The following is a 26,292-nucleotide window of genomic DNA, read 5'->3' on the forward strand; positions in this document are numbered from 1 at the left end:
GGCCGTCGCGCCGCACGCGGGAAGCGGGTGGCAGGGACGGCCGGCGGTGTCGTTATTGTGTGTCGCGACGTTCCCACACCTCGAAGGCGTAGAAGGGTGTCTCGGCACTGGCCGGGTGCTCCACGCTGGAGCTCATGTGCCAGTGCGTCTGGTCAACCTCGGGGAAGAAGGCATCGCCCTCGGGATCGAGGCCGACCCGCGTCAGGTACAGGCGGTCGGCCCGCGCCAGGCCCAGCTCGTAGAGCTGCGCGCCGCCGATCAGCATCAACTCTTCGGCATCCTCTTCACGGGCCCAGGCGTCGGCACGGGCGATTGCCTCTTCCAGGGAGGCGAACACCTCGGCACCTTCCAGACGCAAGCCCGGCTGGCGACTGACGACGATGTTGAGGCGCCCCGGCAAGGGCCGGCCAAGCGAGTCCCAGGTCTTGCGGCCCATGATGATCGGCTTGCCCAGGGTCAGTGCCTTGAAGTGCTTGAGGTCCGCCGGCAGGTGCCAGGGCAGTTGGTTGTCGCGGCCGATGACGCGGTTGTGCGCGAGGGCGGCGATCAGCGAAAGGGGGAGTGTCTTGTTCATGACGGCGAGCATAGCAGAGCGACCAAGTGACGAGCAGCTCACAGCCCGGGCAACCGGCCATCGGTTTGTCGCCGAATCGTCATCGTCCATGCGCCAGGCTTTGCGCTCCCACCCGAGCAAGGAGATGCCGCGATGATATCGAACCTGTTGCGCACAGGACTGCTGTGCGCAGGACTGCTGAGCGCTGCACTGCCGGTGCAGGCCGACACCGTGCAGAACGCCATCGACTGGGCCCAGCGCCAACCCGGCACACAGCCACAGCACGCGCATGCTGCGCGCAAGCCGCTGGTGATCGCGCACCGTGGCGCCAGCGGTTACGTGCCCGAACACACCCTGGCCGCCTACGCCCTGGCCGTGCTGCAAGGCGCCGATTATGTCGAGCCGGACCTGGTGATGACCCGCGACGGGCAACTGGTGGCGCGCCATGACAATGAGCTGGGCCTGACCACCGATGTCGCCCAGCGCCCCGAGTTCGCGGCACGCAAGCGCACCCAGACGGTCGACGGCGTCAGCCTGGAAGGCTGGTTCAGCGAGGACTTCACCCTGGCCGAGCTGAAGACGCTGCGCGCCATCGAGCGCATCCCGCAGGTCCGTCCGGGCAATACGCGCTTCGACGGCCAGTTCGAAATCCCGACCCTGCAGGAAATCATCGACCTGGTGAAGAGCCTGCAGCTCAGCCAGCAACGGGTGATCGGCCTGTACCCGGAAACCAAGCACCCCACCCACTTCCAGCAACTCGGCCTGGCCATGGAGAAACCGCTGCTGGCCGTGCTCAAGCGCAACGGCTACGCCAGCGCCAAGGCGCCGGTGTACATCCAGTCCTTCGAGGTGGAGAACCTCAAGACCCTCAGCCGCATGACCTCGATCCGCCTGATCCAGCTGCTGTGGACGGACGGCCAGCCCTACGACCAGCAGGCACTCGGCACCGACCTCAGCTATGCGCAGATGATCACGCCCAAGGGCCTGAAAGCCATCGCCCGCTACGCCAGCGGCATCGGTCCGGAGAAAGGCATGATCATCCCGCGTGATGCAGCCGGCAACCTGACCACGCCGACCAGCCTGGTGAGCGACGCCCATGCCGCCAGGCTCAAGGTCCACCCCTATACCTTCCGCGCCGAGAACGCCTTCCTGCCGGCAGACCTGCGCAATGGCAGCGATCCGACCGCACGCGGCGACATCGACGCCGAGCTGCGCACCTTCCTCGCCACCGGCATCGATGGCCTGTTCATCGACCAACCGGATATCGCCGTACGCCTGCGCGAACAGCGCTGATTCGCACGGGGGCGGATCAGGGGTTATCCTCAAGCTCTGATCCGCACGACGAGACGCCGCGTGACTGACGCCTCCTCCCCCACCGCCTTTCAACGCCTCTGGCTCAGCGAGACGATCCGCCTGCGCGAGGAACACGCCGGCCCGCTCGAAGATGCCGAGGCCAATCGCCTGGCCCGCGCCGAGCACGGCGATCTGGCCACGCGTATCCAGCAGCGGGCCCTGCTCCTGGCCCGTCGCGATGGTCAGTGGCAAGCCCTGCAGCACTGGCTGCAGGGCGCACGCCTGGCGGGCCTGCTGCTGGCGCTGCTGGCGCTGTTCAGCGGAGCCGGCCTGGCCTTCGCGGCGCTGGGCGACGGACGCCAGCCGGTCAACGTGTTCTGGGCCCTGGGCAGCCTGCTCGGCCTCGACCTGCTGATGCTGCTCGGCTGGCTGATCGGCCTGCTGCTGACCCGCGACCACCCCGGCGCCCTCGGCCGCCTGTGGCTCTGGCTCAGCGACAAGCTGGCCCGCGATGCCAGTGCCGCCCACCTGGCGCCGGCCCTGTTGCTGATGCTGCAGCGCCAGCGCCTGACCCGCTGGGGCCTGGGCCTGCTGAGCAACGGCCTGTGGACGCTGGCCATGCTCGCCGCCCTGGGCAGCGCACTGCTGCTGCTCGCCACACGGCGCTACGGCTTCGTCTGGGAAACCACCATCCTCGGCGGCGACAGCTTCATCGCCATGACCCAGGCCATCGGCGCGCTGCCGGCCCTGCTCGGCTTCAGCCTGCCCGACGTCGCACTGATTCGCGCCAGCGGCGACGCTGCCATCGCCAGCGAGGTCGCCCGACAGAGCTGGGCCGGCTGGCTGATCGGCGTGCTGCTGGTCTACGGCCTGTTGCCACGCCTGCTGCTGACGTTGCTGTGCCTGTGGCGCTGGCTCGGCGGCAAGGCAGCGCTGCGCCTGGCACTCGACCTGCCCGGCTACGACCTGCTGCGCCAACGCCTGCAGCCGGACAGCGAGCGCCTCGGCGTCTGCGACCTGGCGCCGGCCACCCTGCACCAGCCGCAAGCCGGCGCCAACCCGCAAGCCGGCAGTGGCGCGTTGCTGCTGGGCCTGGAGCTGGATGAACGGCGCAGCTGGCCGCCGCTGCAACTGCCCAGTGGCGTCGCCGATGCCGGGGTGATCGACAGCCGCGAGCAGCGCCGCCAGTTGCTCGAACAGCTGACCCGCTTCCCGCCCGAGCGCCTGGTCATCGCCTGCGACCCGCAGCGCTCACCGGATCGCGGCAGCCTGGCGCTGCTCGGCGAACTGGCGCGCTGCGCGGCCGCCACGCGCATCTGGCTGCTCTCGCCCGCGCCCGGCGCGAGCCTGGACAGCGCGCGCCTGGCCGACTGGCACCAGGCCCTCGACAGACTGGGCCTGCAGCATGGCGACAGCGCTCCACTGAACTGGCTGGAGAGCGGGCATGATTGAACAGGCTCGACGTAGGGTGGATGACGCTTTTTTCATCCACCAATCGCCGTGGTGGATGGGTGAAGCATCATCCACCCTACAGTCCGTATCCCCGACCGAGGCCGCGCCATGAGCCCACCGCTGAAACTCGCCCTGGTCGGCCACACCAACGTCGGCAAGACCTCGCTGCTGCGCACCCTGACCCGTGACGTCGACTTCGGCGAGGTCTCGCCATGCGCCAGCACCACGCGCCACGTCGAAGGCGCGCGCCTGTCGGTGGACGGCCAGGCCCTGCTGGAGCTGTACGACACCCCAGGCCTGGAAGATGCCATCGCCCTGCTCGACTACCTGGAACGTCTCGATCGCCCTGGCGAACGCCTCGACGGCCCGGCGCGCCTGAGCCGTTTCCTGGAGGGCAGCGAGGCGCGCCAGCGCTACGAGCAGGAAGCCAAGGTGCTGCGCCAGCTCATGGCCTGCGATGCCGGGCTGTACGTGATCGATGTGCGCGAGCCGGTGCTGGCCAAGTACCGCGACGAACTGGCCGTGCTGACCATGTGCGGGCGCCCGCTGCTGCCCGTGCTCAATTTCGTCGCCAGCAGCCAGCACCGCGAAGGCGAGTGGCGCGAGGCCCTGGCGCGTCTCGGCCTGCATGCGCTGGTGGCCTTCGACAGCGTGGCGCCCCCCGAAGACGGCGAGCGCCGCCTGTACGAAAGCCTGGCCCTGCTGCTGGAGCGTTCGCGGGTGCAACTGCAGCGCCTGATCGAGGATCACCAGGTACAGCGCCAGGCCCGCCGCCAGGCCGGCAAGCGCGTGGTCGCCGAGTTGCTGATCGACTGCGCCGCCTGCCGGCGCAGCGTTGCCGCCCAGCCGCTGCTGGAGCAAGGCGCCATCGCCGAACTGCGTGACGCCATCCGCCAGCGTGAGCAGCGCTGCGTCGAGGCGCTGCTGCGCCTGTACGCCTTCCGCCGCGACGATGCCAAGGCCGCGGACCTGCCCCTGCTCGACGGCCGCTGGGGTGACGACCTGTTCAACCCGGAAACCCTCAGGCAGCTCGGCATCAAGGTCGGCGGCGGCATGGCCGCAGGCGCCGCGACCGGGGTCGGGGTCGACCTGCTGGTCGGCGGCCTGACCCTCGGCGCAGCGGCGGCACTGGGTGCGCTGATCGGTGGCAGTGCGCAGACCCTGCGCAACTACGGGCAACGCCTGAAAGGCAAGTTGCAGGGCCAGCGCGAACTGACCGTCGACGACGCCGTGCTGCGCCTGCTCGCCCTGCGCCAGCAACAGCTGCTGGCCGCGCTGGACCGGCGCGGCCACGCCGCCATGGACGCCATCACCCTCGGCGCCCCGCAGGAAAACCTCTGGCGCCAGGGCAAGCTGCCCGCCCCGCTCAGCGTCGCACGCGCCCACCCGCAATGGTCGTCGCTCAACCCCGGCGCACGCCTGGAGGACGCCGAACGCCAGGAGCAGGTGCAGCGACTGGCCGCGCAACTGGCCGAGGCATGAAGAGCCTGAACGTCCTCACCACGCTGCGTCGCTGGCTGCAGCGCAGACGGCTCGAGCGCACGCCGGTGGACACGACCGATCACGTCTCGGTGGAGATGATCGACAGCGAACTCGGCGACCGCATTCTCGACAGCCTGAAGGCAGAGGGCTGGCGGCAGGTGGCGCAGTACAGCCCGCTGGCCTTCGACAAGGGCATCGACTACGACAGCTACCGCCTGCGCCGGGGCCTGGATGAGCTGAGGCTGGAGTGGGACAACTGGCTGGAATGGAGGATCAGCGGACCGCGCGAAATCATCGACGAGATCGCGCGACGCTTCCCGCTGCAGACCGAACCCCAGGCGACGCCTGAGGTGCCGCCTCAGAGTTCCTCGCCCAGGTAGTCGCTCACCGTTCGCGGCCATTGCGGATCATCCATGATGCCCAGCACCGCGCGGCTGATCGGCTCGCGCAGCGGGCTGCCGCTGCGCACCAGAAAGCCGTAGCTCTGGTTCTCGAAGGTGCCGGGCAGCACTTGCAGGCGCGCACCGACCAGCTCGCGATTGCGGTATTGCAGGATGGGTTTGTCGTAGACGATGGCGTCGGCCTCGCCCTGCTGCACGGCCTGCAGCGCCTTGCTCAGGCTCGGGTAGTCGCTCTGGCGAATGCGCTGCTCCTGCAGCCAGTGCGAGCTGGCCGTGCGCTGCACGCTGGCGACATGCGCGCCTTGCAGGTCGCCAGGGCCCTGGATGGCGCCCTGCAGATTGCTCACGGTCAGGGCCGTGGTCATTGCGGCGGTAAAGGTCGAGACCATGATCAGTGCGGCGAACATCCACACCACCGCGACCAGCCGGCCGCCCAGCGTCACCGGCGACTTGTCGCCGTAACCGACGGTGGTCATGGTCACGGCAGCCCACCAGAAGCCATCGCCCAGGCCGCGCACCGGCTCCTCGGGGAACTGCTCGCGGTTGCGCCGGCGCTCGAAGAACCAGATCAACGCCCCCACCAGCATCAGCACGGCAGCCAGGCCCAGCACCACGCTGATGAACCGCCAGGAGAACAGGCGCTTGAAGGTCGTCCACCAGCCCGCCGAGGCGGTGGCCGGCACCGCGATGGCGAGGCCGGTGAAGTAGAACGGATGGGTGAAGTCGAAGCGCGCCTCGCGCTCGGGGGTCATGGTCATCGCCCCGACCACGACATCGACCTTGCTCTGCTCGAGACTGTCGAGCAGGCGATCGAAGGGCATCGCCTCGTACTGGAAGGCATAGCCGTTCTTTTCGGCGATGGCATTCCACAGGTCGATGCTGATGCCACTCCAGCTGCCGTCGTCGTGCTTGATCACGAACGGTGGCACTTCGGTGATGCCGACCCGCAGCGGCGTGGTCTCGGCGTGACTCGTCAAACAACTGCAGATCAGCAGCAGGGCCAGTGCGATGCGGCTCACGGGGGACTCCCTTTTCACTCGTTGAGGGAAAAGGGTAGCAAATTGCCCCCGCCTGCGGGCCTGCCTCAGACCGCGACCGGCGCCTTGATGTGCGGATGGGCCTCATAACCGACCAGTTCGAAGTCCTCGAACCTGAACGCCAGCAGGTCCCGGACCTCGGGGTTCAGCTTCATGCTCGGCAGCGGCAGCGGCTGACGGGTCAGCTGCAGGTCGGTCTGTTCGATATGGTTGGCGTACAGGTGGCAGTCACCGCCGGTCCAGATGAACTCGCCCGGCTGCAGGCCGCAGACCTGCGCCACCATCAGCGTCAGCAGGGCATAGCTGGCGATGTTGAAGGGCACGCCGAGGAAGATGTCCGCCGAGCGCTGGTAGAGCTGGCAGGACAGCTTGCCGTCGGCGACGTAGAACTGGAACAGCGCATGACAGGGCGGCAGCGCCATCTGCTCGACCAGCGCCGGGTTCCAGGCCGAGACGATCAGGCGGCGAGAGTCCGGGTTGCTGCGGATCATCTCGACCAGCTTGCTGATCTGGTCGATGGACTCGCCATTGGGCGCCGGCCAGCTGCGCCACTGGTAGCCGTAGACCGGGCCGAGGTTGCCGTTCTCGTCGGCCCACTCGTCCCAGATGCTGACGCCGTTGTCCTTGAGGTACTTGATGTTGGTGTCGCCCTGGAGGAACCACAACAGCTCGTGGATGATCGAGCGCAGGTGGCACTTCTTGGTGGTGACGATGGGAAAGCCGTCGGCCAGGTCGAAACGCATCTGGTAGCCGAACACGCTGTAGGTGCCCGTGCCGGTACGGTCTTCCTTGAAGGTGCCGTGCTCACGCACGTGGCGCATCAGGTCGAGGTACTGTTTCATCAGGCGGCTCCTTGTACGGGCTGGCGCTTGTAGGCGTAGGCGATCAGGCCGATGCCGCCGAGAATCATCGGCAGGCAGAGGATCTGGCCCATGGTCAGCCAGCCCCAGGCCAGGTAGCCGAGCTGGGCATCCGGCACGCGGACGAACTCGACGATGAAGCGGAACACCCCGTAGCAGGCGGCGAACATCCCGGATACGGCCATGGTAGGACGCGGCTTGCGCGAGTAGAACCAGAGGATGACGAACAGCGCCACGCCTTCCAGGGCGAACTGGTACAGCTGCGACGGGTGGCGCGCCAACTGTTGCGGATCGGTGGGGAAGATCATCGCCCAGGGCACGTCACTGGCCTTGCCCCACAGCTCGGCGTTGATGAAGTTGCCGATGCGCCCGGCACCGAGGCCGATCGGCACCAGCGGCGCGATGAAGTCCATCAGCTCGAAGAAACTCTTGCCGTTGCGCTTGCCGAACCACCAGGTCGCCAGCATCACCCCGATCAGGCCGCCATGGAAGGACATGCCACCCTCCCAGACCCGCAGGATCTTCGCCGGCTCGGCGAGGTAGGCCGACAGGTCGTAGAACAGCACGTAGCCGAGGCGTCCGCCGAGGATCACCCCCATGGCCACCCAGAACACCAGGTCGGACAGCTTGTCCTTGTTCCAGCTCGCGTCGAAGCGTGCCAGACGACGCGAGGCCAGCCACCAGGCGCCACCGATGCCGATCAGGTACATCAGGCCGTACCAGTGGATTTTCAGGGGACCGAGGGCGATGGCCACCGGGTCGATCTGCGGATAAGGCAGCATCCAGGACTCCTTAGATGAGAAAACTCAGGCCCACGCTGAACAGCAGCAGGGCAAACAGTCGCTTGAGCAGACGCGGCGACAGGCGATGAGCCAGGCGCGCGCCGATACGGGCAAAGAACATGCTGGTCACGGCGATCCCCAGCAAGGCCGGGAGATAGACGAAGCCCAGGCTCCACTGCGGCAGATCCGCTTCGTTCCAGCCGGTGTAGACGAAGCTCAGCGCCCCGGCGATGGCGATCGGCAGGCCACAGGCCGCCGAAGTCGCCACGGCCTGCTGCATCGGCACGCTGCGCCAGACCAGGAACGGCACGGTCAGCGAACCACCGCCGATACCGAAGATCGCCGAAGCCCAGCCGATCACCCCGCCCGCCACCGTCAGCGTGGGCTTGCCTGGGACACCGCCGCTGGCCTTGGGTTTCAGGTCCAGCACCATCTGCACGGCGATGACGATGGCGAAGGTACCGATGATCTTCTGCAGCAGCGGCCCCTGGATCAGCGCAGCGGTCATGGCCCCCAGCGCCGCCCCCAGCAGAATGCCGCCGGTCAGCCAGCGAAACAGCGGCCAGCGCACGGCACCCATGCGGTGATGCGCCAGCAGCGAGTTGATCGAGGTGAAGACGATGGTCGCCAGGGACGTGCCGACCGCCAGGTGGGTGAGGATCTCCGGCGCCATGCCCTGTGAACTGAAGCTGAATACCAGTACCGGCACGATGATCAGGCCGCCGCCCACGCCGAACAGGCCGGCCAGCACACCGGCGGCTGCACCGAGCACCAGGTAGAGCAGCAGTTCCATCGACACCCCCGAAAACAAAGCGGCATGGTAGCGGAAATGCCCACTCAGCGGCACACGGATCGACGGAACGGTTGCCGCTTTCCCCCCGGCTCGCTAGCCTGCCAGGCTCTGCCATCAGAGGAATTCTCATGTGCCTGATCGTCTTCGCCTGGCAACCGCAGGGCGCCATGCCCTTGCGCCTGGCAGCCAATCGCGACGAATTCTACGCGCGCCCCAGCGCCGCGCTGAGTGAATGGCAGGAGGCCCCGGGCGTATTCGCCGGGCGCGATCTGCAGGCCGGCGGGACCTGGCTGGGCATCACCGCCGAGGGCCGCTTCGCCGCCCTGACCAATATCCGCGACCCTGGCCAGAAGATCGGCCCGCGCTCACGCGGCGAACTGACCGCCGACTACCTGCGCGGCCAGTCTCCCCCCGAAGCCTATCTGCAGGAGGTGGCCAAACAGGCTCACCACTACGCTGGCTTCAATCTGCTGCTGGGCGAGCTCGACCAGCTCTGGTACCTGAACTCGCAAGAGGGCCGACCAAGGCGCCTGGAGCCAGGTATCTACGGCCTGTGCAATGCTGGCCTCGACACGCCCTGGCCCAAGCTGCTGCGGGCGCGGGAAGCCCTGCGTGAGCGCCTGGCCAACCCTCACCGCGAGGCACTGCTGCAACTGCTGGGCGACGCTCGCCAGCCCCCCGAGCACCTGCTGCCGCAAACCGGTGTCGGCCTGGAGACCGAACGCCTGCTATCCAGCATCTTCATTACCAGCGCGACCTATGGCACCCGGGCCAGCACCGTCCTGCAACTGGCCCGCGACGGCCACTGGCAGATCAGCGAGCGCACGTTCGGCCCGCAGGGCGTGCAGCAGGGCGAGGTGCACCTGCAGCGCCCCACATCATGATCGGTTACCCTTAGCGCGGCCAGGCGACGGCAACTGCGCTCGGCGCCTGCTGCTGTCCGGTTTCAAGTCACGTCAGGTCCACGACGTCGAGACAACCGCGAAATAGCCGTAGAAAACCAGGACTCAAACGCGTCAGTGAGTTTTCCCACGAGTGATAAGCCGATTGTAAGTACCCAGGCCATACAGACGGCCCCGGCCCTATGCCCACCATGCGCTTTGTGGATCGAGGCAACGCCACCGGCACCCGTGGCAGCACCTGCATCGCTTCATGTTCGGAGACGCCCTGAGGGCCTGAACCACGAAGGGTGCCTATGCGTGCTCCTTGCGCCTCTTATCGAGCATCCCGCTCGCCTCGTTCGACCACGCTGAGCCGTCGGCCCCGCTCAGGCAGGGCCTGACGGCTCACTCGGCAGCCGAGAACAGCTGACGCAGCAGCCCGGCATCAGGCCTGCCAACATGACTGAGCTCGCGTCCAGGCTGCTCCGGACTAGCCTCTGTCCACCAGGCCGACAACTCGCCTTCGGGGTTGAAACGCTGCAGCGCCGACGGCAACGCCCGGACACCGCCAGGCTCGCGATCCGCCAAGTGCTGCAGGCGCTCGACAAAAACCTCCGGTGTCAGCCGCTCCCAGAGCACCTCGGGCATCGCTCCGGCCAGCGCCCGCAGGTGCCCATGCAAGGCCTGGCGGTCGGCCAGCAGCTCGCGGCGATCACCGATCACCAGTAGCGGAAAATATCGTCCGACACGGTCGACGCTGGCCATGAGCGCCCCATAGTGCGCCGCCTCGCTCCACTGGCCGGCCGGCACGGCAAAGCACCACACCGGCGCGATGAGATAATGATCGAGCCACTGCGCATCACGCTGTGCCAGCTCGGTCAGGCCCAGCTGCAGCCAGGCATCGACGGCCTTCATCTGCGCCCGATCAATACCCCGATTGACGAAATCGCCCACCGCCGGCAGCTTGCCGAAGAAGCCCAGCGCCGTCATCCGGCACGCCCCGGGCAGGAGAAGCTGGCCAGCTCACGCAGGCGGAACGGGTTCTGCACACTGCTGGCGGTCACCTCGAGCACCACCTTGTGGCCCTGGATCATCAGGGTGTCGACGAAACGCTCCGGCCCGGAACCCTGGCGCACCTCGCCCTCGTCGAACAGACGCATGGCCGCCCAGGGACCGTTTTTCACCAGGTAGATCGGTGCGGACTGGCCGCTAAGCTCCAGGCGCACCTGGTTGCTGCCACGCGGCCCTGGCCAGGTCACCTGTTGCGGTATCTGCGGGCCGTGCGAGTAATGGAACACCTGGCCGTCGAAATCGAGCGTCAGCCGGCTGATCCGGGCATCCATCTCCAGCACCCGGAACGAGAACGACAGCTCCGGGTTGCGGGTACCGGAGGGGAAGAACACATCGCGAATCCGCGCGGCACGCTGGAACGCCGGTAGCGGAGTTTCCACCCCGCCCGGCTGGCGCAGCACCCAGGTATTGCCGGACATATCGGTATTGGCTGCCAGGTTGTCCTGGAAGAAGCGATCGAACAGGCCGCCGTAGGTGAACAGCCGCGAGAAGTCGGCCAGGGTCACGTCCTCGGCCGAGGAACGGCGGAATGGATAGCGCCCGCCGGTGGCCTGGCGGCAGAACGCCCCCAGTGACTTGTCGATCTGCCCGGCCAGCAGACGCGCGGAGCTGCCACCGGACTGTGAACTGCTGGAGTCGGCCAGCTCTTCGATCATCCCGCGCAGCGGAATCGGCAGGTAGGCGGCCTCGGCGCGGATGCGCGTCAGGGCGTCGCTGCCTTGCGCCATGCCGGCCGAGGCGACCACGCCGTTGCGCAGTGCCGCATCGGTGCTCGAGAGGCTCATGTACATCTCGTTGAACAGGCGCAGCACCGACTGGATAGGCATACTGCCACCATCGCTGGTGACCAGGCGGCGGATCGGCTCGAAGTGATCGTCGACGATGCGCTCGAGCTGGATGTTGCCAGCATTCGGCCGGGTGATTTCCGAAGGCCCGAACACCCGCTCGAGGTCGGCGGCGGCAGCCTTGACTCGATTGGAGGCCTGGCCGACCAGCGAGTACTGCTGGTTGGTGGCGGTCTCCTTCTTCAACAGGGTGGTTTCCCGTGATACCGCGCGCAGGAACTGCGCCAGGGGCGAATCCGGCGCGGAGAGGATGCGCGCCACGTCCATGCTCTGGTTCATCGACAGGGTATCGACCAGGCGAATGTCGGCCAGGTAGGCATCCCACAGGCGCACGTACTCGTGCAGGTAGAGGCGCTTGACGTCATGCATCGCGGCGCCCTTGACCAGGTCCGTGGCCTGGTCGTCCAGCGAGCGTTGCAGACGGCCGAGTACCCAGTCCTCTTCCCGCTCCAACAGGTTGAGCACCGTGGCCGCCTCGGGCAGAAAACGCTTGTGGTAGCCATCACGCGTGAAGAGCGCAGGAATTCCCTGAGTCAGCGGCTTGCCGCTCGCCCGGGCGAATACCAGAGTCGCCTGCGGCCCGCCCGCATCGGCGATGCTGAACTCGCCGGCACTGTCGCTCATAAGACGCAGCTTGAGCCGGCCGTAGGCACGCTGCGCCGGCGAGAAGGCAGCCAGTTGCTCGCGCTTGCGCTGCACCAGGTCCTCGTTCATCGGGTAGGGCGAGGAAACGGTCTTGCCCGCGAGCAGGTTGTGCAGGTGGGCGAACAGCTGGTCACGCTGGTCGTTGGACACCGACTCCGGCAGGCTGTGCTGCCACTCCGTGCGCACGAAGGCTTCCAGCGCCTCGCTGTCATAGCGCGAGGGGTCGTTGAGCATCAGGTAGGCCTTGAGCGTCTCGTAGCCCAGTTCGAGGTTGCCGTCTGGGGTGTCCTGCAACAGCGCTTCGAGACGCCGCACGATGCGCGGCAGCAGTGCTCGCTCCAGCGCCGCCTGGTAGGCGATCTGCACCGCGGCGTCGAGCTTGTCGCCCTGGTAGAGGCCATAGGTGTAGGACAACGGCGGCGCGCTGGCGGGGAAGTCCGGGCCGGCGGCGAGGGCGTTCAACTCGCTCAGCACCGGTACCAGTTCGAGCAGGCTCTCGCCTTCAGAGACGGCCATGACCTGCAGCCGCTCGGCCATGTTCTCGGTGCGCTGGTCCACCAGGTTGATGTAGCGGGTGTTGTTGCCCGTGCTGAAGGCCCAGGCACCGATGGCCAGGCCCAGCGCCAGCAGCACCGCACAGTGCCCGGCGATGCCGAGCATGCGCTCGCGACGCTCGGCCCGCTCGTTGCGCCCGGCCAGGTAGGCCTCGGGAAAGATCACCTTACGCAGCAGGTCCTGCAGGAAGTAACTCTTGCCCGACGCGCCTTGCGTGGCATGCAGAGCGATCCGGGCATCGAAGCCCAGGCTGCGACTCAGTCCGCCGAGCACACGGTCGAACGGCGTGCCCTCCTGCGTCCCACTGGTGAAATACAGACCACGCAACATGGCGTGCTGGGCGAAGCGGCTCTCGCTGAAGACATCCTGAAGCATCTGCCGCAGCACCGGAATAAGTCCGTGAAAATGTTGCGGTAAGGCATAGGCGCAGGCCCGGCGCGAGGTGTCCTGTTCATTGAGCAGCTGCTCAGGCAGGCCGTCGAACAGACGATGCGAGAGGAGTTCCAGCTCGTTCTGCAGCGTCTGCCCCAGAGCCTCGCCCTGCGGCTTGCTGCCAGTGGCGTAGGGCAGCGTCACGCCCCAGACCTGGGCACGCTCTTCCTTGCCCATGGCATTGAAGTATTCGTTGAAACCGCCGAGCAGGTCGGCCTTGGTCACCAGTACGTACACCGGGAAGTCGATCCCCAGCACACCGTGCAGCTCGGCCAGGCGTGCGCGCAACCGCGCCGCATGGCGCTGGCGATCAGCCTCACTCTCGCTGAGCAGGTCCGACACGGAGATGGTCAGCAATGCACCGTTGAGCGGCTGACGCGGGCGGAACTTCTTCAGCAACGCCAGGAAACCTTCCCACTCGGCCTTGTCCGCCTGCGCGTCGCTCTCATGGGTGGCATAACGTCCAGCGGTGTCGAGCAGCACAGCCTCGTCGGAGAACCACCAGTCACAGTTGCGGGTCCCGCCGACGCCCTTGATGCTGCCCTTGCCAAACTCGTCAGCCAGCGGGAAGCGCAGGCCGCTGTTGACCAGGGCGGTGGTCTTGCCCGAGCCCGGTGCGCCGATGAAGACGTACCAGGGAATCTGGTAGACAAAGGTGCGCCGCAGGCCAGAGAACCAGCCCGGCTTCTGCTCGTTGAAGCGCACCTGCTTGAGTCGGTCCAGGGCCTGTTCGAAATTGCCGCGCAGCTCTTGCAAGGCCGCATCGCCGGGCTGCGGTTCGCCACTCTTGCTCTCGCGCGCACTGGCAATGGCGTTGAGCAGGCGCACGTTGAGCTGCTGGCGCCGCCAGACACCGATCAGCAGCCGCAAGGCAAGCAACCCGAGGATCACACCGATCACCCAGAGCCGCACCTCCACGGGTTCTAGCGGTCGCCACTGGGCGAAGGCGAACAGCGGGCCGATGAACCAGATCAGCAGCACCAGGGCAATCAGCCCCAGCGCCACGAACACGTAACGATTGAAAAGAAGGTGGAACAGCCGGCGCATCATTATCGAATCTCTCGGTGCAGGTCAGCGGCGGAGGCAAATACCGTGACCTCGACCCTGCGGTTGAGTGCACGGTGGGCAGGCGTGTCGTTGGGCATCACCGGCTCGGCCGAGCCCCGTCCCTGCGCCGTGACCCGCCCGGTATGGCGGATGTTGCTCTTGAGCATCTCGGCGACGTTTTCCGCACGCGCCATCGACAGGTGCCAGTTGGAGGGAAAGCGCACGGTCCGGATCGGCACGTTGTCGCTATGACCGACCACCTCTACCCGGCCGTTGACGGTATCCAGCGCCTCGGCGATACGCCGCAGGATGTCGTTGAAACGCGGGCGGATGTTCGGGCTGCCGGAGTCGAACAGACCGTCGCCGAGAATCGACACCGTGCTCTTGTCCGGCGTCTCCTGGACGGAGACCAGGCCCGCACGGATTTCCGGCTCGAGAATGTGCGAGAAGCGCAGCGGCGGCTGCGTGCTGCGTACCACCACCGGGGTCTGTGGCAGCTTGAGCGCATTGATCGCGATGAACGAACGGTCAGAGCGGTCGGCCAAATAGAAGGAAATCAGCATGTAGATCAGCGCGGCCAGAAGCACCGCGCCCAGAGCCGAGACCCACACCGGCAGCACCTTCCACACCGCAGGCGGCTTGCGGTTGACACCACGCCAGTGCACCGAGAGCGGCTTGTCGCGCTCGCCCCGCACCTCGCGAATCATTTCCGCCAGGCGCCAGCGCAGGGTCTCGAGCTGGGTCTGGCCGTTCTCGATGATGCTGAAACGGCCGCGGAAACCGAGCGAGATGCAGTAATACATCAACTCCAGCAGGTCGCAGTATTGTCGCGGCGACTGGGTTAGCCGCCCCAGCAGCTGGAAGAATTTCTCGCCACCCCAGGTCTCGTTGTGAAAGGACACCAGCAGGCTGTTGCGCGACCATACGCCCGAGGCGCCCCAGGGCGTCTGCGCGGCCGTCTCGTCGAGTACCGTGCACAGACAGTAGCGCGCCGTCAGCACCGTTTCGTTGGCGATGCCTTCGTGCCGCGCACGCGCCTCGAAGTTGCGGATTTCCTGCACCAGGAAATCGCGCAGGCGCGCAGGCTCGGCATTGTGCACCAGCGTACGGATCTGGTAGATCAGGTTGATCAGCGGGTTGGCAGCCGCCAGCAGCGGGTTGCCGCCGCTGTGGATTTCCGCAGCGGGAAAAGAGCTCGCGACGCCGCCGGCGGGATTGGCCGCAGCGCCCGGAGCAGCGCCACCGGGGCTGGGCATCACGAACGTCCGATCTTGCTCGGACAGCGGGTTGAAAGAGTTAGGCTCGACCATGAGTCATCGGCTTCGTAGGAGAATCGGGGTACTCAGCGACGGATCGCCCAGCATTCGAGTTGAAGATCGGGGAAGTCGCCAGCGATGTGCAACGCCAGCGCCCTGGAGGCCTGCAACTGGCTCCACAGGTCGCTTCCGGTATCGATCTCGAAGTAGTGGTAGCCGGCGTTGTAGGGAATCTGCCGCGGCGCGATCGGCAGCGCCTGCAAGGCAATGCCCGGCAGGTGCAGGTTGACCAGGTCGCGGATGCGGTCGGCCGGGCCGATCTTGACCTGTGTCTTGAAGTTCGCGCGCAGGGTGTCAGCCGACAGACTCGAGTGCACAGCCAGCACGAACTGGGCATTCTTGAGTAACGCGCCGTCGGCGATCTGGCCGACCCGCACGCCGTGGCTGCGTTCGAGCAGCTCGATTTGCACAGCGTTCTGCTCCAGCACCGAGGACAGCGCACTGCGAATGGCCATCATCAGAGGCGGCAGACACAGTTGCAGGTTGTCGTGGTCGTACACCGGCCAGTCCGCCGGACGCCGGCTGCGCTCCATGAACGTCGCCAGCTCGCTGGCCAGCTGCGCCAGGAGCAGATAGAAACGCTCGGGGTGAGTGCCTGGCACCGCACGCATGTGGGCCAGCACTGGTTCGACGCGGTTGAGCAGTTGCAGCAGGAGGAACTCACTGACCTCCGAAACGCCCCCGCGTCCTGGCTGCATCAGTCGCTGGGCCAGGGCATCGGCGCGCTGACTGACCAGCCCATGCGCCTCGTTGAGCATCGACAGCACGCCCGTATCGGCGTGACACGATACCATCGCCGGGATATAGCTTCTGTCCAGCACCACCTGGCGATCACCACGACGTTCGATGACCCGCGCCACCCCGACCCCCAGCCAAGCATCGGTCATGTCGCGCTCGAGCATCAGCCGCAGTCGCGGCTCACCCAACTGCAACTCGGCGTCTTCGCCAGCCACCGAGTTCACATCGGCCACCAGCGCGTCATTGACCAGGTAGCGCGCCAACGAGCGCGGACGCTCCTCGAACAGCACCTCCTCGGTACCCTGCCGACGTAGCGGCAGCGCCAGATAGACCACCTGCTCCACCACTCCCTCGGGGAAGTCCAGCGGCTCGGGGCACAGACTCTGCAAGGGGAACGCAAACGGCGTGCCGTCGGGCAGCAGCCCCGCTGCCTCGGTGAGCGCGAGCTTGCCGACGGCCAGCGCCGCCAGGTCGAACTTGAGGACGCGCACACCCCAGAAGTAAGGCTCGCAGGCCATGCCCCGACTGTGCGAATAGAACTCGAGGTAACGTTCCTGTTGCTGAAAGTGTTGCGGGCGCAGAAACATCCCTTCTGCCCATACAACCCGCTGGAATGGATTCATCTAGCTCTCTCCTGGAGCGAGGAAACGACGTTACGGACGACTACCTGTCACCCGGTGCCACAAGCTCGACGCGTTGGGCGTCGAGGCGTATCGAGTAATCCGCCGAAGGCATTGACCAGCGCAAAAACGACGGCAGGCTGAACCAGGAGCTATCGTTCTCGCGCAACACGATCAACTGGCGCCAGACGCTGGACTCGAGGTCGCGATAGGCCGCGGTCACTCCCACGGCCACAACGTCGTCATCGACCACGTACTCGCGCACCTCGGTCTTGCCGGGCTCGATCATCAGGGACTCGCGTTGCAGCAGGTCATGCCCGAGTACTGCCTTGTCGCGCTCGGCCAGGGCGAAGTAGTCGGCCCCCGCGAACGCCTCGGTGCGCAGCAGGCGATACAGACGCACCTGCACTGGTGAGGGACGGCCGTTGATGTCCGGGTTGAGCCCGTCCACCGCCGACAGTTCGAGGCGAACCGCTAGCCCCTCGTCTTCCTTCTGCGATGACGATGAGCAGCCAACCAGCAGCAGCGCTGCGCAAGCCGCAAGACCGACGCGCAGGAACGGGTTATTGCAAGAGACCGGCATCGTGGCCCTCCCAGTACGCGGTTACGTCGTTCGGATTGCCGATCCACACGGCCAGGGCGCTGTAGTTGTCCTGGCCGCTCAGCTCCTGATCGACAATGAGTTTTTCCATACGCACCAGCCACTCCTCGGCGGCATTGGCGTGCAGCAGCGACTCACTCATGCTGGCCTCCGGCAGCCCACCCCAGAAACCGTCGGTACAGATCAGGAAGGCATCGCCCTCTTTGACTTCGAACGGCGTCTCCAGGGCCTTGGCCAACAGCGTCTCGCCAGCGCCAAGGGCAGCGAACAGCAGGTTGCGGTCGGCGTGCTCATGCGCTTCTTCGCGTGCCAGCATGCCAGCATCGATCAGGTTCTGAACCACGCTGTGATCCTTGGTCAGCTGCTGGCAGCCACGCCGACGAAACAGGTACAGACGGGTATCGCCCAGATGAGCCCACTGCGCCCAGACGGCGCGCTCGTCGAAGAACAGCGCAGTCACGGTCGCGCTCATGCTGCGCAGCGGCGTCGCCAGGCGCTGACCGTAGCGAATCGCCGAATCGGCCTGGGCGACTACCCCTTCGATACTCGCCGGTGCAAGGCTCGGCGCACTGGAGAACGCACTGAGCACCGTACGCACCGCGGTCTCGGAGGCCATCTCGCCGCCGCCGTGACCGCCAGCTCCATCGGACACCACGAAACAAGCACCCTGCTCGGACGTCCAGTAGCCACAGGCATCTTCGTTCTGCTCGCGAGCGCCGCGCCGCGACAACGTAGCGAATTCGATGCGCTTGCCCTGAGGCGTCGCGTAGATACTCACGACGCCCTCCCGGAGTAGATGCGCTCGATTTCCTGCTCGTAGGCCCGGGCGAAGGCATCCTCGAGCAGGGTTTCCAGCTCCTCGCGCGCCTCACCGGCGATATCGGCGAAACTCTTGGCATAGGCCTCCCACAAGCTGGAGCGACGCAGTACCGGCAGAATCGTCTGCAGGGCGCCAGGCTGCCCGCAGCGTTTCTCCAGCCGCTCCGGGCTGAAGCGTCCAGCCAGGTCATACATCGCGCTGCGCGCCCCGGCCAGCAGCGCCACCTGATGCGCAGCCAGGTCGTCGAATGCATCCTCGATGGCGCGAACCGGCGCCATGAAACCGTGAAAACGATTGCCCAGCAGCTGGGAAATGGCCGCGCGGCCATCGGGCGAGAACTTCAGTGGGTTGTTGCCCTCGGTGGCAATAATCGTCACCCCCGCCCGCATCTCATGCTTGGCGGCCGAGCGCGCCTGAACCAGGCGCACTGTCCCGGAGGTCATGGCGAAGAACACACTGCCGAGGTTCTCCATGAACGCTTCGGACATCGGCGGCAGGGATTGCTCAGGGATACCGCAACCGCGAGCGAAGGCCGCCATCAGGGCCGCGCCCGAGGCACACGCCGGTGCCTCGTCAGCGCCAGTCGCGAAGACGCTTGGTGCGGGTGCGGGTGCGGGTGCGGGTGCGGGTGCGGGTGCGGGTGCGGGCATGATTGTCGCCACCGGCTCCGCCGCTACCGGCGGGGCGTCGACAGGCGCGTTCAGTTCCGGCCAGATGTCAGCAGGTGCAGGTGCAGGTGCAGGTGCAGGTGCAGGTGCAGGTGCAGGTGCAGGAATGTCGGGGGCCCGCGACGAAGGGGCAACAGGTTCGGGAGCACGCTCGGCAGGCACAGGCGCCACGCCGCTGGCGAGCCCCTCGAGCAGTGAGTTGCTCGTAGCCGGCGTGGCATGCGGCTCTGCGCTCACGGGCAGATGAAACAGCCCATCGACCTCCAGGCCATGATCCAGCGGCAGGCTGCCGGCGCCTCCCGAGGTCTGACCAGCGCCGACGCCGTCGAGCAAAGCCAGAGGGTCGAGGCAGGCATCAGGCTGCTGCCCCTTGACCGCAGCAGAATCCAGGAGGGCTGCGGCCTTTGCTGCCGGCATGGCAATCTCGCCACTCAGCGGCAGCTCGTCGATAATGCTTGCCCGCTCCCTGGCCACCAGGTCGTCCAGCGCATCGCCTTCCGACACCGCTCCTGCATCCGGCTTCACAGGCAAGGCGAAGACATCGAAATCGTCGGGAATCGCCAGGGGTTGTGGCAGCGGTGCAGTCTGCGCCTCGACGGCACGCAGGCCGAGGACGAAACGACCGAACACCGCGCGCTGGGAGGTGCGCATGGAGGCCACCTGCCCCGGCGGCAACACCTGCTCGTCTACCATGATCAAGCTGCTTGCACTGACGTTCTCGACCCTGACCGAGTCATCGCGTTCCCAGGTCACACGTGCCTGGAAACGGGAAATCAGTCGCTCGGGGTCCTGCAGCACCAAGTGATTGCCCGGACCACGCCCGATCGTCACCTCTAGCCCTTGCTCGACGACTCGCTCCATCGGCACAGCAGGAGCCTGGCCATCCTGGGAATAGACATAAAGTTCGAGCGCAGACCCTCGCATTTGACGCAGCTCCTCCCGAGCAAACCATCGTGAAAATCGTATGAAAACCACTCTCTCCACAACGGCAAGCAGCGAAGCAGCATCCATACTGAAAGCGCGAACAGCATATTAAAGCCGGCGCATCATAGGGCAATGCGCTTCAAGGAAAGCCCCCACCAACACAACAGCGGGACACCCTTCTCAAAACGAGCATTGCGGGACAATCAACCCGGTATCAATTCTCACTTTTCAGCATCAAGAGACGAACTTCTACCGCCTGCAACGGTCTGCGCGCACCTGCCCACACCACACCCGCCACACGAAAACGAGACCTGCTTCTCGAAAAAAGAAAAATCCTCCGACGCAGGGGAACCAAGCTCTCATTTCTAAACCCAAAGCCAGTGCGAGACTCTTGCGCACACCTGAGCATCGCCTAGGATTGGCCGGCCGCTGAACGACTGCCTCTGGCTTGTCGTGGCAACGAGCGCTCTCCACTGGATTTGTAGAGAAAGACTTAGCATGGACGCTACGGCGAACACCTCCCCCACTCTGTCACCCACGGCGCCATCGAATCGCTCGGCTCCCGCGATGGCGTTGCCCAGGGGAACCCGACTTCACGAGTTCGAGCTGTCCGAGGTCGTCGGGGAAGGCGGTTTCAGTATCGTCTACGCCGCCCACGACACGCGCCTGCAGCGCCCGGTGGCAATCAAGGAATATATCCCCTCGGCCTTTGCCAGCCGCAGCACCCAGTCGCGCATCGAATTGCGCTCGGAGCGCCACCGTCCAGCCTTCGACACCGGCCTGCACAGCTTCATCGACGAAGCCCGTTTGCTCGCTCGCTTCAAGCACCCTTCACTGGTCGAGGTCCTGCGCTTCTGGGAGGGCAACGGCACTGCCTACATGGCCATGCCGCTGTATGGGGGCCATACACTGCGGCACATCCTCAGAGAGCACCACGGCCAGTACAGCGAGGACTGGCTGCGCAACATGATCAGCCCGATTCTCGACGTGCTGGAGATGCTGCACCAGCACGACATCTATCACCGCGACGTCGCCCCGGACAACATCATTGTCCGCCCCGACGGCTCGCCGGTACTGCTCGACCTCGGCTCGGCCAGGCGCGTGCTCGGCAGCACCGACAACTCGCCGACGGTCATCGTCAAGCCCGGCTACACCCCCATCGAACAGTACGCCGAAAACGCGGCCACGCCGCAGGGCCCCTGGACGGACGCCTACGCGCTGGGCGCGCTGCTGTACCTGGCCGTCACCGGTAGCGCCCCTGCCGCCTCGGTGTCGCGCCTGATGAAAGACACCCTCGAGCCACTGGCCGGAAAACCACTCGCCGGTTACAGCGAAGACTTTCTGCGCGCTATCGACCAGACCCTGGCACTGCAGCCCGGCGACCGTCCACAGTCGATACAGGCACTGCGCACGCTCCTTGGCATCAACGGACAGAGCCGTCCGCAAAGCCTGGCCAGCACCGGCCTGCAGCCCGCCATGCCAGCTCCTGCCGGGCACGGCGCCGACGACGCCAAGACTGTCATTCTTTCGGCCGAGGAGATGCTCAAGCTGCGCAAACAACTGCCCAGCCACGGTGCCCCGAGCCTACCCGACCCCTTCGGCGAGCCGGCGCCCAGGGAAAACCACAGCCCGTCACAACCACGCAGCAAGATGCCCGAACTGGATGGCCTGCTCAGCGGCGCCAGCGCCCGCAGCAGCGGCGGCTCCATTTCCGTGCCGTCCAACACCTCACAACCGGAACCTGCCCCGATCACTAGCGCCGCCGCTAGCGAGCCGTCGCAAGGCAGGCGCCGCCCCATGCTGATTGCAGGCATCGCCGCAGCCGTCATCGCCGTTTGTGCAGGCGCTGCGCTGCTGCTTTGGCAGCCTGCCACCGAGGACAGTGCGAAGGCCCCCAGCAACGCACCGGCCAGCCTCAGCAGCAGCACAACCCGACCAACCCGCGAGCAACCAGAGCCGGCGCAACCGCCAAGCCCTCTCGCCACCCGCGAAACGCCAACCGAAACGCCGCCGCCCGCCCTGCAGGATACGCCGCGACCAGCCGTGCAGGCAGCGCTGCAGCCCGAGCCACTCGCCAGCAACGTCGAGCGCTACACGCCGCCAGCCGAGCCCGCCGCGAAGCGCCCCGAGCCGGCAGCACCACGCATTGAGCGCGAACAGGCACCGACACGCACCCAGGCGCAACGCCCCCGGCAACCTGTCCGTGACAGCAAGCCGGAGACCGCGGCCAGCGGCACGCTGTCGATTGCCATCCTGCCCTGGGGCGAGGTCTGGATCGACGGCAAGAAGAAGGGGGTGACACCACCACTGCTCAGGCTGGAGCTGCCAGCCGGCACCCATGCAGTGGAAATTCGCAACCCCGGATTCCCCAGCCACCGCCGGCAAATTCGTCTGTCCGAAGGACAGTCCGTGACACTGCAACACAGCTTCCAGTGAGCCTGTAGCTGGTTTCTTCTTATAGATGGAATGAGTAATGACCAACTCGATCGCCCCAAGACTGCCCTACCTGCTCCTGCTGACTCTGCTGAGCGGCTGCGCCACCAAGGAGCCACCGCCGCCACCGCCACCGCCAAGTCCTGAACAGGTGCGTGCGCAGCAGACGCTCGAGGAGGGCATTCGCCTCTATCAGGGCGGCCACTACTACATGGCGGAGCAGCAGTTTCTCACCCCTGAAGTATGGGCCGGCGACCAGCCGATCCAGCTGCAGTCACTCAAGTACCTGGCTTTCAGCTATTGCGTCACGCAGCGCCCCAAGCAATGCAGGTTCGCCTTCGAGCGAGCACTGCAGATAGACCCATCGTTCCAGCTCGACAGCGCCGAGCAGGGTCATCCGCTATGGGGGCCGGTCTTCACCCAAGCCCAAGGTCAGTGACACATCCGCTCAACCTCAACCAACGTACAGTCACATGCAGATAGATATCGACGCCCTGCTCACCCCGGTCACGGACGACCTGCCACAAGGCAGTGCTCTCGACTATGACGGTGACTTTCTCGCCCTCGAGCGTGACCTCGAGGGGCAGCCGGAGCAGCAATATGGCGAAACGCTGATTCCCGCGCAGCAGCCCGACTGGCCCAAGGCTCTCCAGGCCGCGCAACACCTGCTGGGCAGAAGCAAGGACTTCCGCCTGGCGGTGACCATTACCCGCGCCCTGACCCACATCGCCGGTCCGCAGGGCACCCTGCAGGGGCTCGAACTGGTCGAGGCGATGCTCGAGCGCTACTGGCACTGCGCCCACCCGTCACTCAGCGAAGACGGGGAGGAAGACCTGCTTCCACGCAGCAACGCCCTGGCCGCCCTCGCGGCCGGCAGCGGCCTGCTGGGGGACCTGCGCGACACGGAAGTTCCCAGTCGCCAGCTGGGTCGACTGAAACTGGGCGTCCTCGAGCGCATTGCCCAGGCGCGCGAGGATGGCAAGGAGCCCTTCAAGCGCGAACAACTGCCCAAGTTCCTGCAGGACGAACTGACCACAGGCAACGCAGCACTCGCAGCACTGCCGTCGATCAAGGCGCGCATCATCTCGCTGCAACAGCAGCTGGGGCAGTGCCTGGGGAGCGCCCATGCCCCGGACTTCTCGCCCCTGCTGGCACTGCTCGAGCCGCTGTGCCCCAGGGCTGTCATGAACGACCCGACAACCGACTCGCTGTCGAGCGCCCCCCCTCAGGAGCCGAAGGGCCCATGGGCGACTGCCGACACGGGTGCCGCCGGTAGCCGCGAGCAGGCCATCGCCATGCTCGATGCGGTGTGCGACTACCTCGAGCGCAGCGAACCGGCCAACCCCGCGCCACTGCTGATCAGGCGAGCACGCAACATGATCGGCGCCGACTTCCTGACCATCCTGCGTGACCTCGCCCCGGCCGGCCTGCAGGAGGCAGAGCGCATCGCCGGCCTGTCGAAGGACAACTAGACGCCCCCTTATGACCACAGAGCGAATTGAACGATGAGCAACAAGAGCAGCAGCCAGAAATTCATTGCACGCAACCGCGCGCCCCGAGTCCAGATCGAGTACGACGTGGAGCTCTACGGCTCCGACAAGAAGATCCAGTTGCCCTTCGTCATGGGCGTGCTGGCCGATCTTGCCGGGCGCCCCAAAGACTCGATGCCGGCCGTCGGTGACCGCAAGTTCCTGGAGATCGACATCGACAATTTCGATGAGCGCATGAAGTCGATCCAGCCGCGCGTGGCCTTCGTCGTCCCCAACACCCTGACCGGCGACGGCAACCTTGCGGTGGACATCACCTTCGAGAGCATGGAGGACTTTTCCCCAGGCGCGATCGCGCAGAAAGTCGAGCCGCTCAAACAACTGCTCGAGGCCCGCACCCAACTGAACAACCTGCTCACCTACATGGATGGCAAGACCGGTGCCGAGGAACTGATCGGCAAGGCGCTGAAGAATCCGGAGCTGCTCAAGAGCCTTGCCAACGCTCCGCGCACCCAGTCGGTCAGCACCAACCAAGACAGCCTCGAAGACTGAAACAGGGAGAGTCGATCATGAGCGCCACCCAAGTCACCAGCCCCCAGGCGATCCAGGAACAGCAGGGAGACGAGTTCTCCGCGCTGCTGCAGAAAGAGTTCAAGCCCAAGAGCGATGAAGCCAAGGAGGCTGTCCAGGTTGCCGTGCGCACCCTCGCCGAACAGGCGCTGGCCAACTCCGTCACCATCAGCAACGACGCCTACAACTCCATCGAGGCGATCATCGCCGAGATCGACCGCAAGCTCTCCGAGCAGGTCAACAGCATCATCCACCATGCCGAGTTCCAGCAGCTCGAGAGCGCCTGGCGCGGCCTGCACCACCTGGTGAACAACACCGAGGTGGACGAGATGCTGAAGATCCGCGTCCTGCCGATCACCAAGAAGGAGCTGCACCGCACCCTGCGTCGCCACAAGGGCATCGGCTGGGACCAAAGCCCCATCTTCAAGAAGATCTACGAGCAGGAATACGACCAGTTGGGCGGCTCGCCCTATGGCTGCATCGTCGGCGACTTCCACTTCGACCACACCCCGCCAGACGTCGAGCTGCTGGGGGAAATGTCGAAGATCGCCGCGGCCTCACACTGCCCGTTCATTGCCGGCGCGGCCCCCTCGGTGATGCAGATGGAGTCCTGGCAGGAACTGGCCAACCCGCGCGACCTGACCAAGATCTTCGAGAACACCGAGTATGCCGGCTGGCGCAGCCTGCGCGCCTCCGAAGACTCGCGCTACATCGGCCTGGCCATGCCGCGCTTCCTCGCCCGCCTGCCCTATGGCGTGCGCACCAACCCGGTCGACGAGTTCGACTTCGAGGAAGATACCGACGGCTCCGATCACAGCGGCTACTGCTGGGCCAACTCGGCCTATGCCATGGCGGTCAACATCAACCGCTCCTTCAAGTACTACGGCTGGTGCACCTCCATCCGTGGCGTGGAATCCGGCGGCGCGGTCGACGGCCTGCCGACCCATACCTTCCCGGCCGATGATGGCGGCGTCGACATGAAATGCCCGACGGAAATCGCCATCTCCGACCGCCGCGAGGCCGAGCTGGCCAAGAACGGCTTCATGCCACTGATCCACCGCAAGAACTCGGACATGGCCGCCTTCATCGGCGCGCAGTCCCTGCAGAAGCCATCGGAGTATTACGATCCGGACGCCACGGCCAACGCCAACCTGGCGGCACGCCTGCCCTACCTGTTCGCCTGCTGCCGCTTCGCTCACTATCTCAAATGCATCGTGCGCGACAAGATCGGCTCCTTCCGTGAACGCGAAGACATGCAGCGCTGGCTCAACGACTGGATCATGCACTACGTCGACGGCGACCCTGCCAACTCCTCGCAGGAGACCAAGGCGCGCAAACCGCTGGCAGCCGCCGAGGTGCATGTCGAGGAAGTGCAGGACAACCCAGGCTACTACACCTCCAAGTTCTTCCTGCGTCCGCACTACCAGCTCGAAGGCCTGACCGTGTCGCTGCGCCTGGTCTCGAAGCTGCCATCGGTGAAGAACGCCTCGGCCTGATCCGAACGTCGGTCCGTTATCGGGATATCTCCGGTGACGGGCCAATAACGACAGAAGCACGGAAAGAATGTAAAAGTGCCGACTCGTTCAACTCCCGGCCCACTCGCAATGTGAGAAGTTACACGGGCTACTAACTGAACGCTAGCCGTTAGGCAGCTTGAAAGTTGCCTTCATGGAAGAAGAAGTTTAACTCATAGGGAATTGAGCAATGCCAATGCAACGACCCGGAACAATTCATACGAGGACCACATCTGGTTCTTCGCAGGCGACCAGTCGCTTCTCTTTTCACCTACGTGATTGGACCGCAGTCCACATCAAGAACCTGCCCGAGGGAACATTCGGGAATCGAACTACAGCACGCCGGGGACCTGACCCGCTCACCTACGCCGTTGTCAGCTGTTCGCACTGATCATAGATTGCTTGGAAACCTGAAAACCGGTACCTGCGAATCATCCCATGCCTGCGCTCTCGATCAGTAAGCAATACGTTT

General features: G+C 65.7%; 22 protein-coding genes. 10 read left to right on the forward strand and 12 right to left on the reverse strand.

The features are described 5' to 3' along the window. Positions 1-52 precede the first annotated feature (52 nt). Positions 53-574: a dihydrofolate reductase gene (locus tag JLK41_RS22965; protein WP_244976449.1), complete on the reverse strand. Its 522-nt coding sequence runs from the start codon at positions 572-574 to the stop codon at positions 53-55. Between the two features lie 132 nt (positions 575-706). Here JLK41_RS22965 and JLK41_RS22970 point away from each other — a divergent pair, with 132 nt between their 5' ends. The 4 genes from JLK41_RS22970 to JLK41_RS22985 all read left to right on the forward strand — a co-directional run bounded on the left by JLK41_RS22970 (position 707) and on the right by JLK41_RS22985 (position 5,160). Then, positions 707-1,846: a glycerophosphodiester phosphodiesterase gene (locus JLK41_RS22970; RefSeq protein WP_037055198.1), complete on the forward strand. Its 1,140-nt coding sequence runs from the start codon at positions 707-709 to the stop codon at positions 1,844-1,846. A 60-nt stretch (positions 1,847-1,906) separates the two neighbouring features. Further along, positions 1,907-3,298 (forward strand): DUF2868 domain-containing protein, encoded by a 1,392-nt coding sequence (locus tag JLK41_RS22975; RefSeq protein WP_210389918.1) that lies wholly within the window; start codon positions 1,907-1,909, stop codon positions 3,296-3,298. 108 nt (positions 3,299-3,406) lie between these two features. Further along, positions 3,407-4,780: a GTPase/DUF3482 domain-containing protein gene (locus tag JLK41_RS22980; protein ID WP_210389919.1), complete on the forward strand. Its 1,374-nt coding sequence runs from the start codon at positions 3,407-3,409 to the stop codon at positions 4,778-4,780. Further along, on the forward strand, positions 4,777-5,160 hold the full coding sequence (locus JLK41_RS22985; protein WP_134676388.1) for a hypothetical protein: 384 nt from the start codon (positions 4,777-4,779) through the stop codon (positions 5,158-5,160). Before JLK41_RS22980 ends, JLK41_RS22985 begins: the two co-directional genes overlap by 4 nt. Here JLK41_RS22985 and JLK41_RS22990 read toward each other — a convergent pair. The 4 genes from JLK41_RS22990 to JLK41_RS23005 form a co-directional block, all read right to left on the reverse strand. Beyond that, positions 5,139-6,200, reverse strand: coding sequence for a transporter substrate-binding domain-containing protein (locus JLK41_RS22990; protein ID WP_280527674.1), 1,062 nt, complete (start codon positions 6,198-6,200; stop codon positions 5,139-5,141). The two genes, JLK41_RS22985 and JLK41_RS22990, sit on opposite strands and share 22 nt — an antisense overlap. Before the next feature lie 65 nt (positions 6,201-6,265). After that, complete coding sequence (locus tag JLK41_RS22995; RefSeq protein ID WP_037055209.1) at positions 6,266-7,060, reverse strand: thymidylate synthase; 795 nt, start codon at positions 7,058-7,060, stop codon at positions 6,266-6,268. After that, positions 7,060-7,860, reverse strand: coding sequence for a prolipoprotein diacylglyceryl transferase (gene lgt, locus JLK41_RS23000; protein WP_037055211.1), 801 nt, complete (start codon positions 7,858-7,860; stop codon positions 7,060-7,062). The genes JLK41_RS22995 and lgt overlap by 1 nt, the downstream gene beginning before the upstream one ends. A gap of 10 nt (positions 7,861-7,870) precedes the next feature. Further along, positions 7,871-8,653 carry a sulfite exporter TauE/SafE family protein gene (locus tag JLK41_RS23005; protein WP_037055213.1) on the reverse strand — a complete coding sequence of 261 codons (783 nt, stop codon included), beginning with the start codon at positions 8,651-8,653 and terminating at the stop codon, positions 7,871-7,873. A gap of 128 nt (positions 8,654-8,781) precedes the next feature. On the opposite strand from JLK41_RS23005, the gene JLK41_RS23010 reads away from it, so the two are divergent. After that, positions 8,782-9,537 (forward strand): NRDE family protein, encoded by a 756-nt coding sequence (locus JLK41_RS23010; protein WP_210389920.1) that lies wholly within the window; start codon positions 8,782-8,784, stop codon positions 9,535-9,537. Positions 9,538-9,939: 402 nt separating this feature from the next. Here JLK41_RS23010 and tagF read toward each other — a convergent pair whose 3' ends face one another. Genes tagF through tagH form a run of 7 tightly spaced genes read right to left on the reverse strand, consistent with a single transcriptional unit; the run spans position 9,940 to position 19,903 of the window. Then, entirely contained in the window at positions 9,940-10,524 is a 585-nt protein-coding gene (tagF, locus tag JLK41_RS23015; RefSeq protein WP_210389921.1) for a type VI secretion system-associated protein TagF, read from the reverse strand. Next, entirely contained in the window at positions 10,521-14,132 is a 3,612-nt protein-coding gene (gene tssM, locus JLK41_RS23020; protein ID WP_210389922.1) for a type VI secretion system membrane subunit TssM, read from the reverse strand. Before tssM ends, tagF begins: the two co-directional genes overlap by 4 nt. After that, complete coding sequence (locus JLK41_RS23025) at positions 14,132-15,439, reverse strand: DotU family type VI secretion system protein (RefSeq protein ID WP_080757140.1); 1,308 nt, start codon at positions 15,437-15,439, stop codon at positions 14,132-14,134. Before JLK41_RS23025 ends, tssM begins: the two co-directional genes overlap by 1 nt. 32 nt (positions 15,440-15,471) lie before the next feature. Further along, positions 15,472-16,806 carry a type VI secretion system baseplate subunit TssK gene (tssK, locus tag JLK41_RS23030; RefSeq protein ID WP_047592907.1) on the reverse strand — a complete coding sequence of 445 codons (1,335 nt, stop codon included), beginning with the start codon at positions 16,804-16,806 and terminating at the stop codon, positions 15,472-15,474. Between the two features lie 40 nt (positions 16,807-16,846). Further along, on the reverse strand, positions 16,847-17,386 hold the full coding sequence (tssJ, locus tag JLK41_RS23035) for a type VI secretion system lipoprotein TssJ (protein ID WP_080757141.1): 540 nt from the start codon (positions 17,384-17,386) through the stop codon (positions 16,847-16,849). Then, positions 17,367-18,182 carry a PP2C family protein-serine/threonine phosphatase gene (locus JLK41_RS23040; protein WP_052178418.1) on the reverse strand — a complete coding sequence of 272 codons (816 nt, stop codon included), beginning with the start codon at positions 18,180-18,182 and terminating at the stop codon, positions 17,367-17,369. Before JLK41_RS23040 ends, tssJ begins: the two co-directional genes overlap by 20 nt. Further along, positions 18,179-19,903 (reverse strand): type VI secretion system-associated FHA domain protein TagH, encoded by a 1,725-nt coding sequence (gene tagH / locus JLK41_RS23045; protein ID WP_210389923.1) that lies wholly within the window; start codon positions 19,901-19,903, stop codon positions 18,179-18,181. Before tagH ends, JLK41_RS23040 begins: the two co-directional genes overlap by 4 nt. 480 nt (positions 19,904-20,383) lie before the next feature. Here tagH and JLK41_RS23050 point away from each other — a divergent pair, with 480 nt between their 5' ends. The 5 genes from JLK41_RS23050 to tssC are packed head-to-tail and all read left to right on the forward strand — an operon-like array spanning position 20,384 to position 25,802. Beyond that, positions 20,384-22,252: a serine/threonine-protein kinase gene (locus JLK41_RS23050; RefSeq protein WP_210389924.1), complete on the forward strand. Its 1,869-nt coding sequence runs from the start codon at positions 20,384-20,386 to the stop codon at positions 22,250-22,252. Positions 22,253-22,289: 37 nt separating this feature from the next. Continuing rightward, complete coding sequence (locus JLK41_RS23055) at positions 22,290-22,688, forward strand: TssQ family T6SS-associated lipoprotein (RefSeq protein ID WP_052178312.1); 399 nt, start codon at positions 22,290-22,292, stop codon at positions 22,686-22,688. 34 nt (positions 22,689-22,722) lie between these two features. After that, positions 22,723-23,721 carry a type VI secretion system protein TssA gene (tssA, locus tag JLK41_RS23060; RefSeq protein ID WP_210389925.1) on the forward strand — a complete coding sequence of 333 codons (999 nt, stop codon included), beginning with the start codon at positions 22,723-22,725 and terminating at the stop codon, positions 23,719-23,721. A gap of 33 nt (positions 23,722-23,754) precedes the next feature. Continuing rightward, positions 23,755-24,288 (forward strand): type VI secretion system contractile sheath small subunit, encoded by a 534-nt coding sequence (gene tssB, locus JLK41_RS23065; protein ID WP_047588934.1) that lies wholly within the window; start codon positions 23,755-23,757, stop codon positions 24,286-24,288. A 17-nt stretch (positions 24,289-24,305) separates the two neighbouring features. Further along, positions 24,306-25,802 carry a type VI secretion system contractile sheath large subunit gene (gene tssC / locus JLK41_RS23070; RefSeq protein WP_155294608.1) on the forward strand — a complete coding sequence of 499 codons (1,497 nt, stop codon included), beginning with the start codon at positions 24,306-24,308 and terminating at the stop codon, positions 25,800-25,802. Positions 25,803-26,292 lie beyond the last annotated feature (490 nt).

The sequence above is a fragment of the Ectopseudomonas khazarica genome, from assembly GCF_017915135.1.
Classification (GTDB): domain Bacteria; phylum Pseudomonadota; class Gammaproteobacteria; order Pseudomonadales; family Pseudomonadaceae; genus Aquipseudomonas; species Aquipseudomonas khazarica.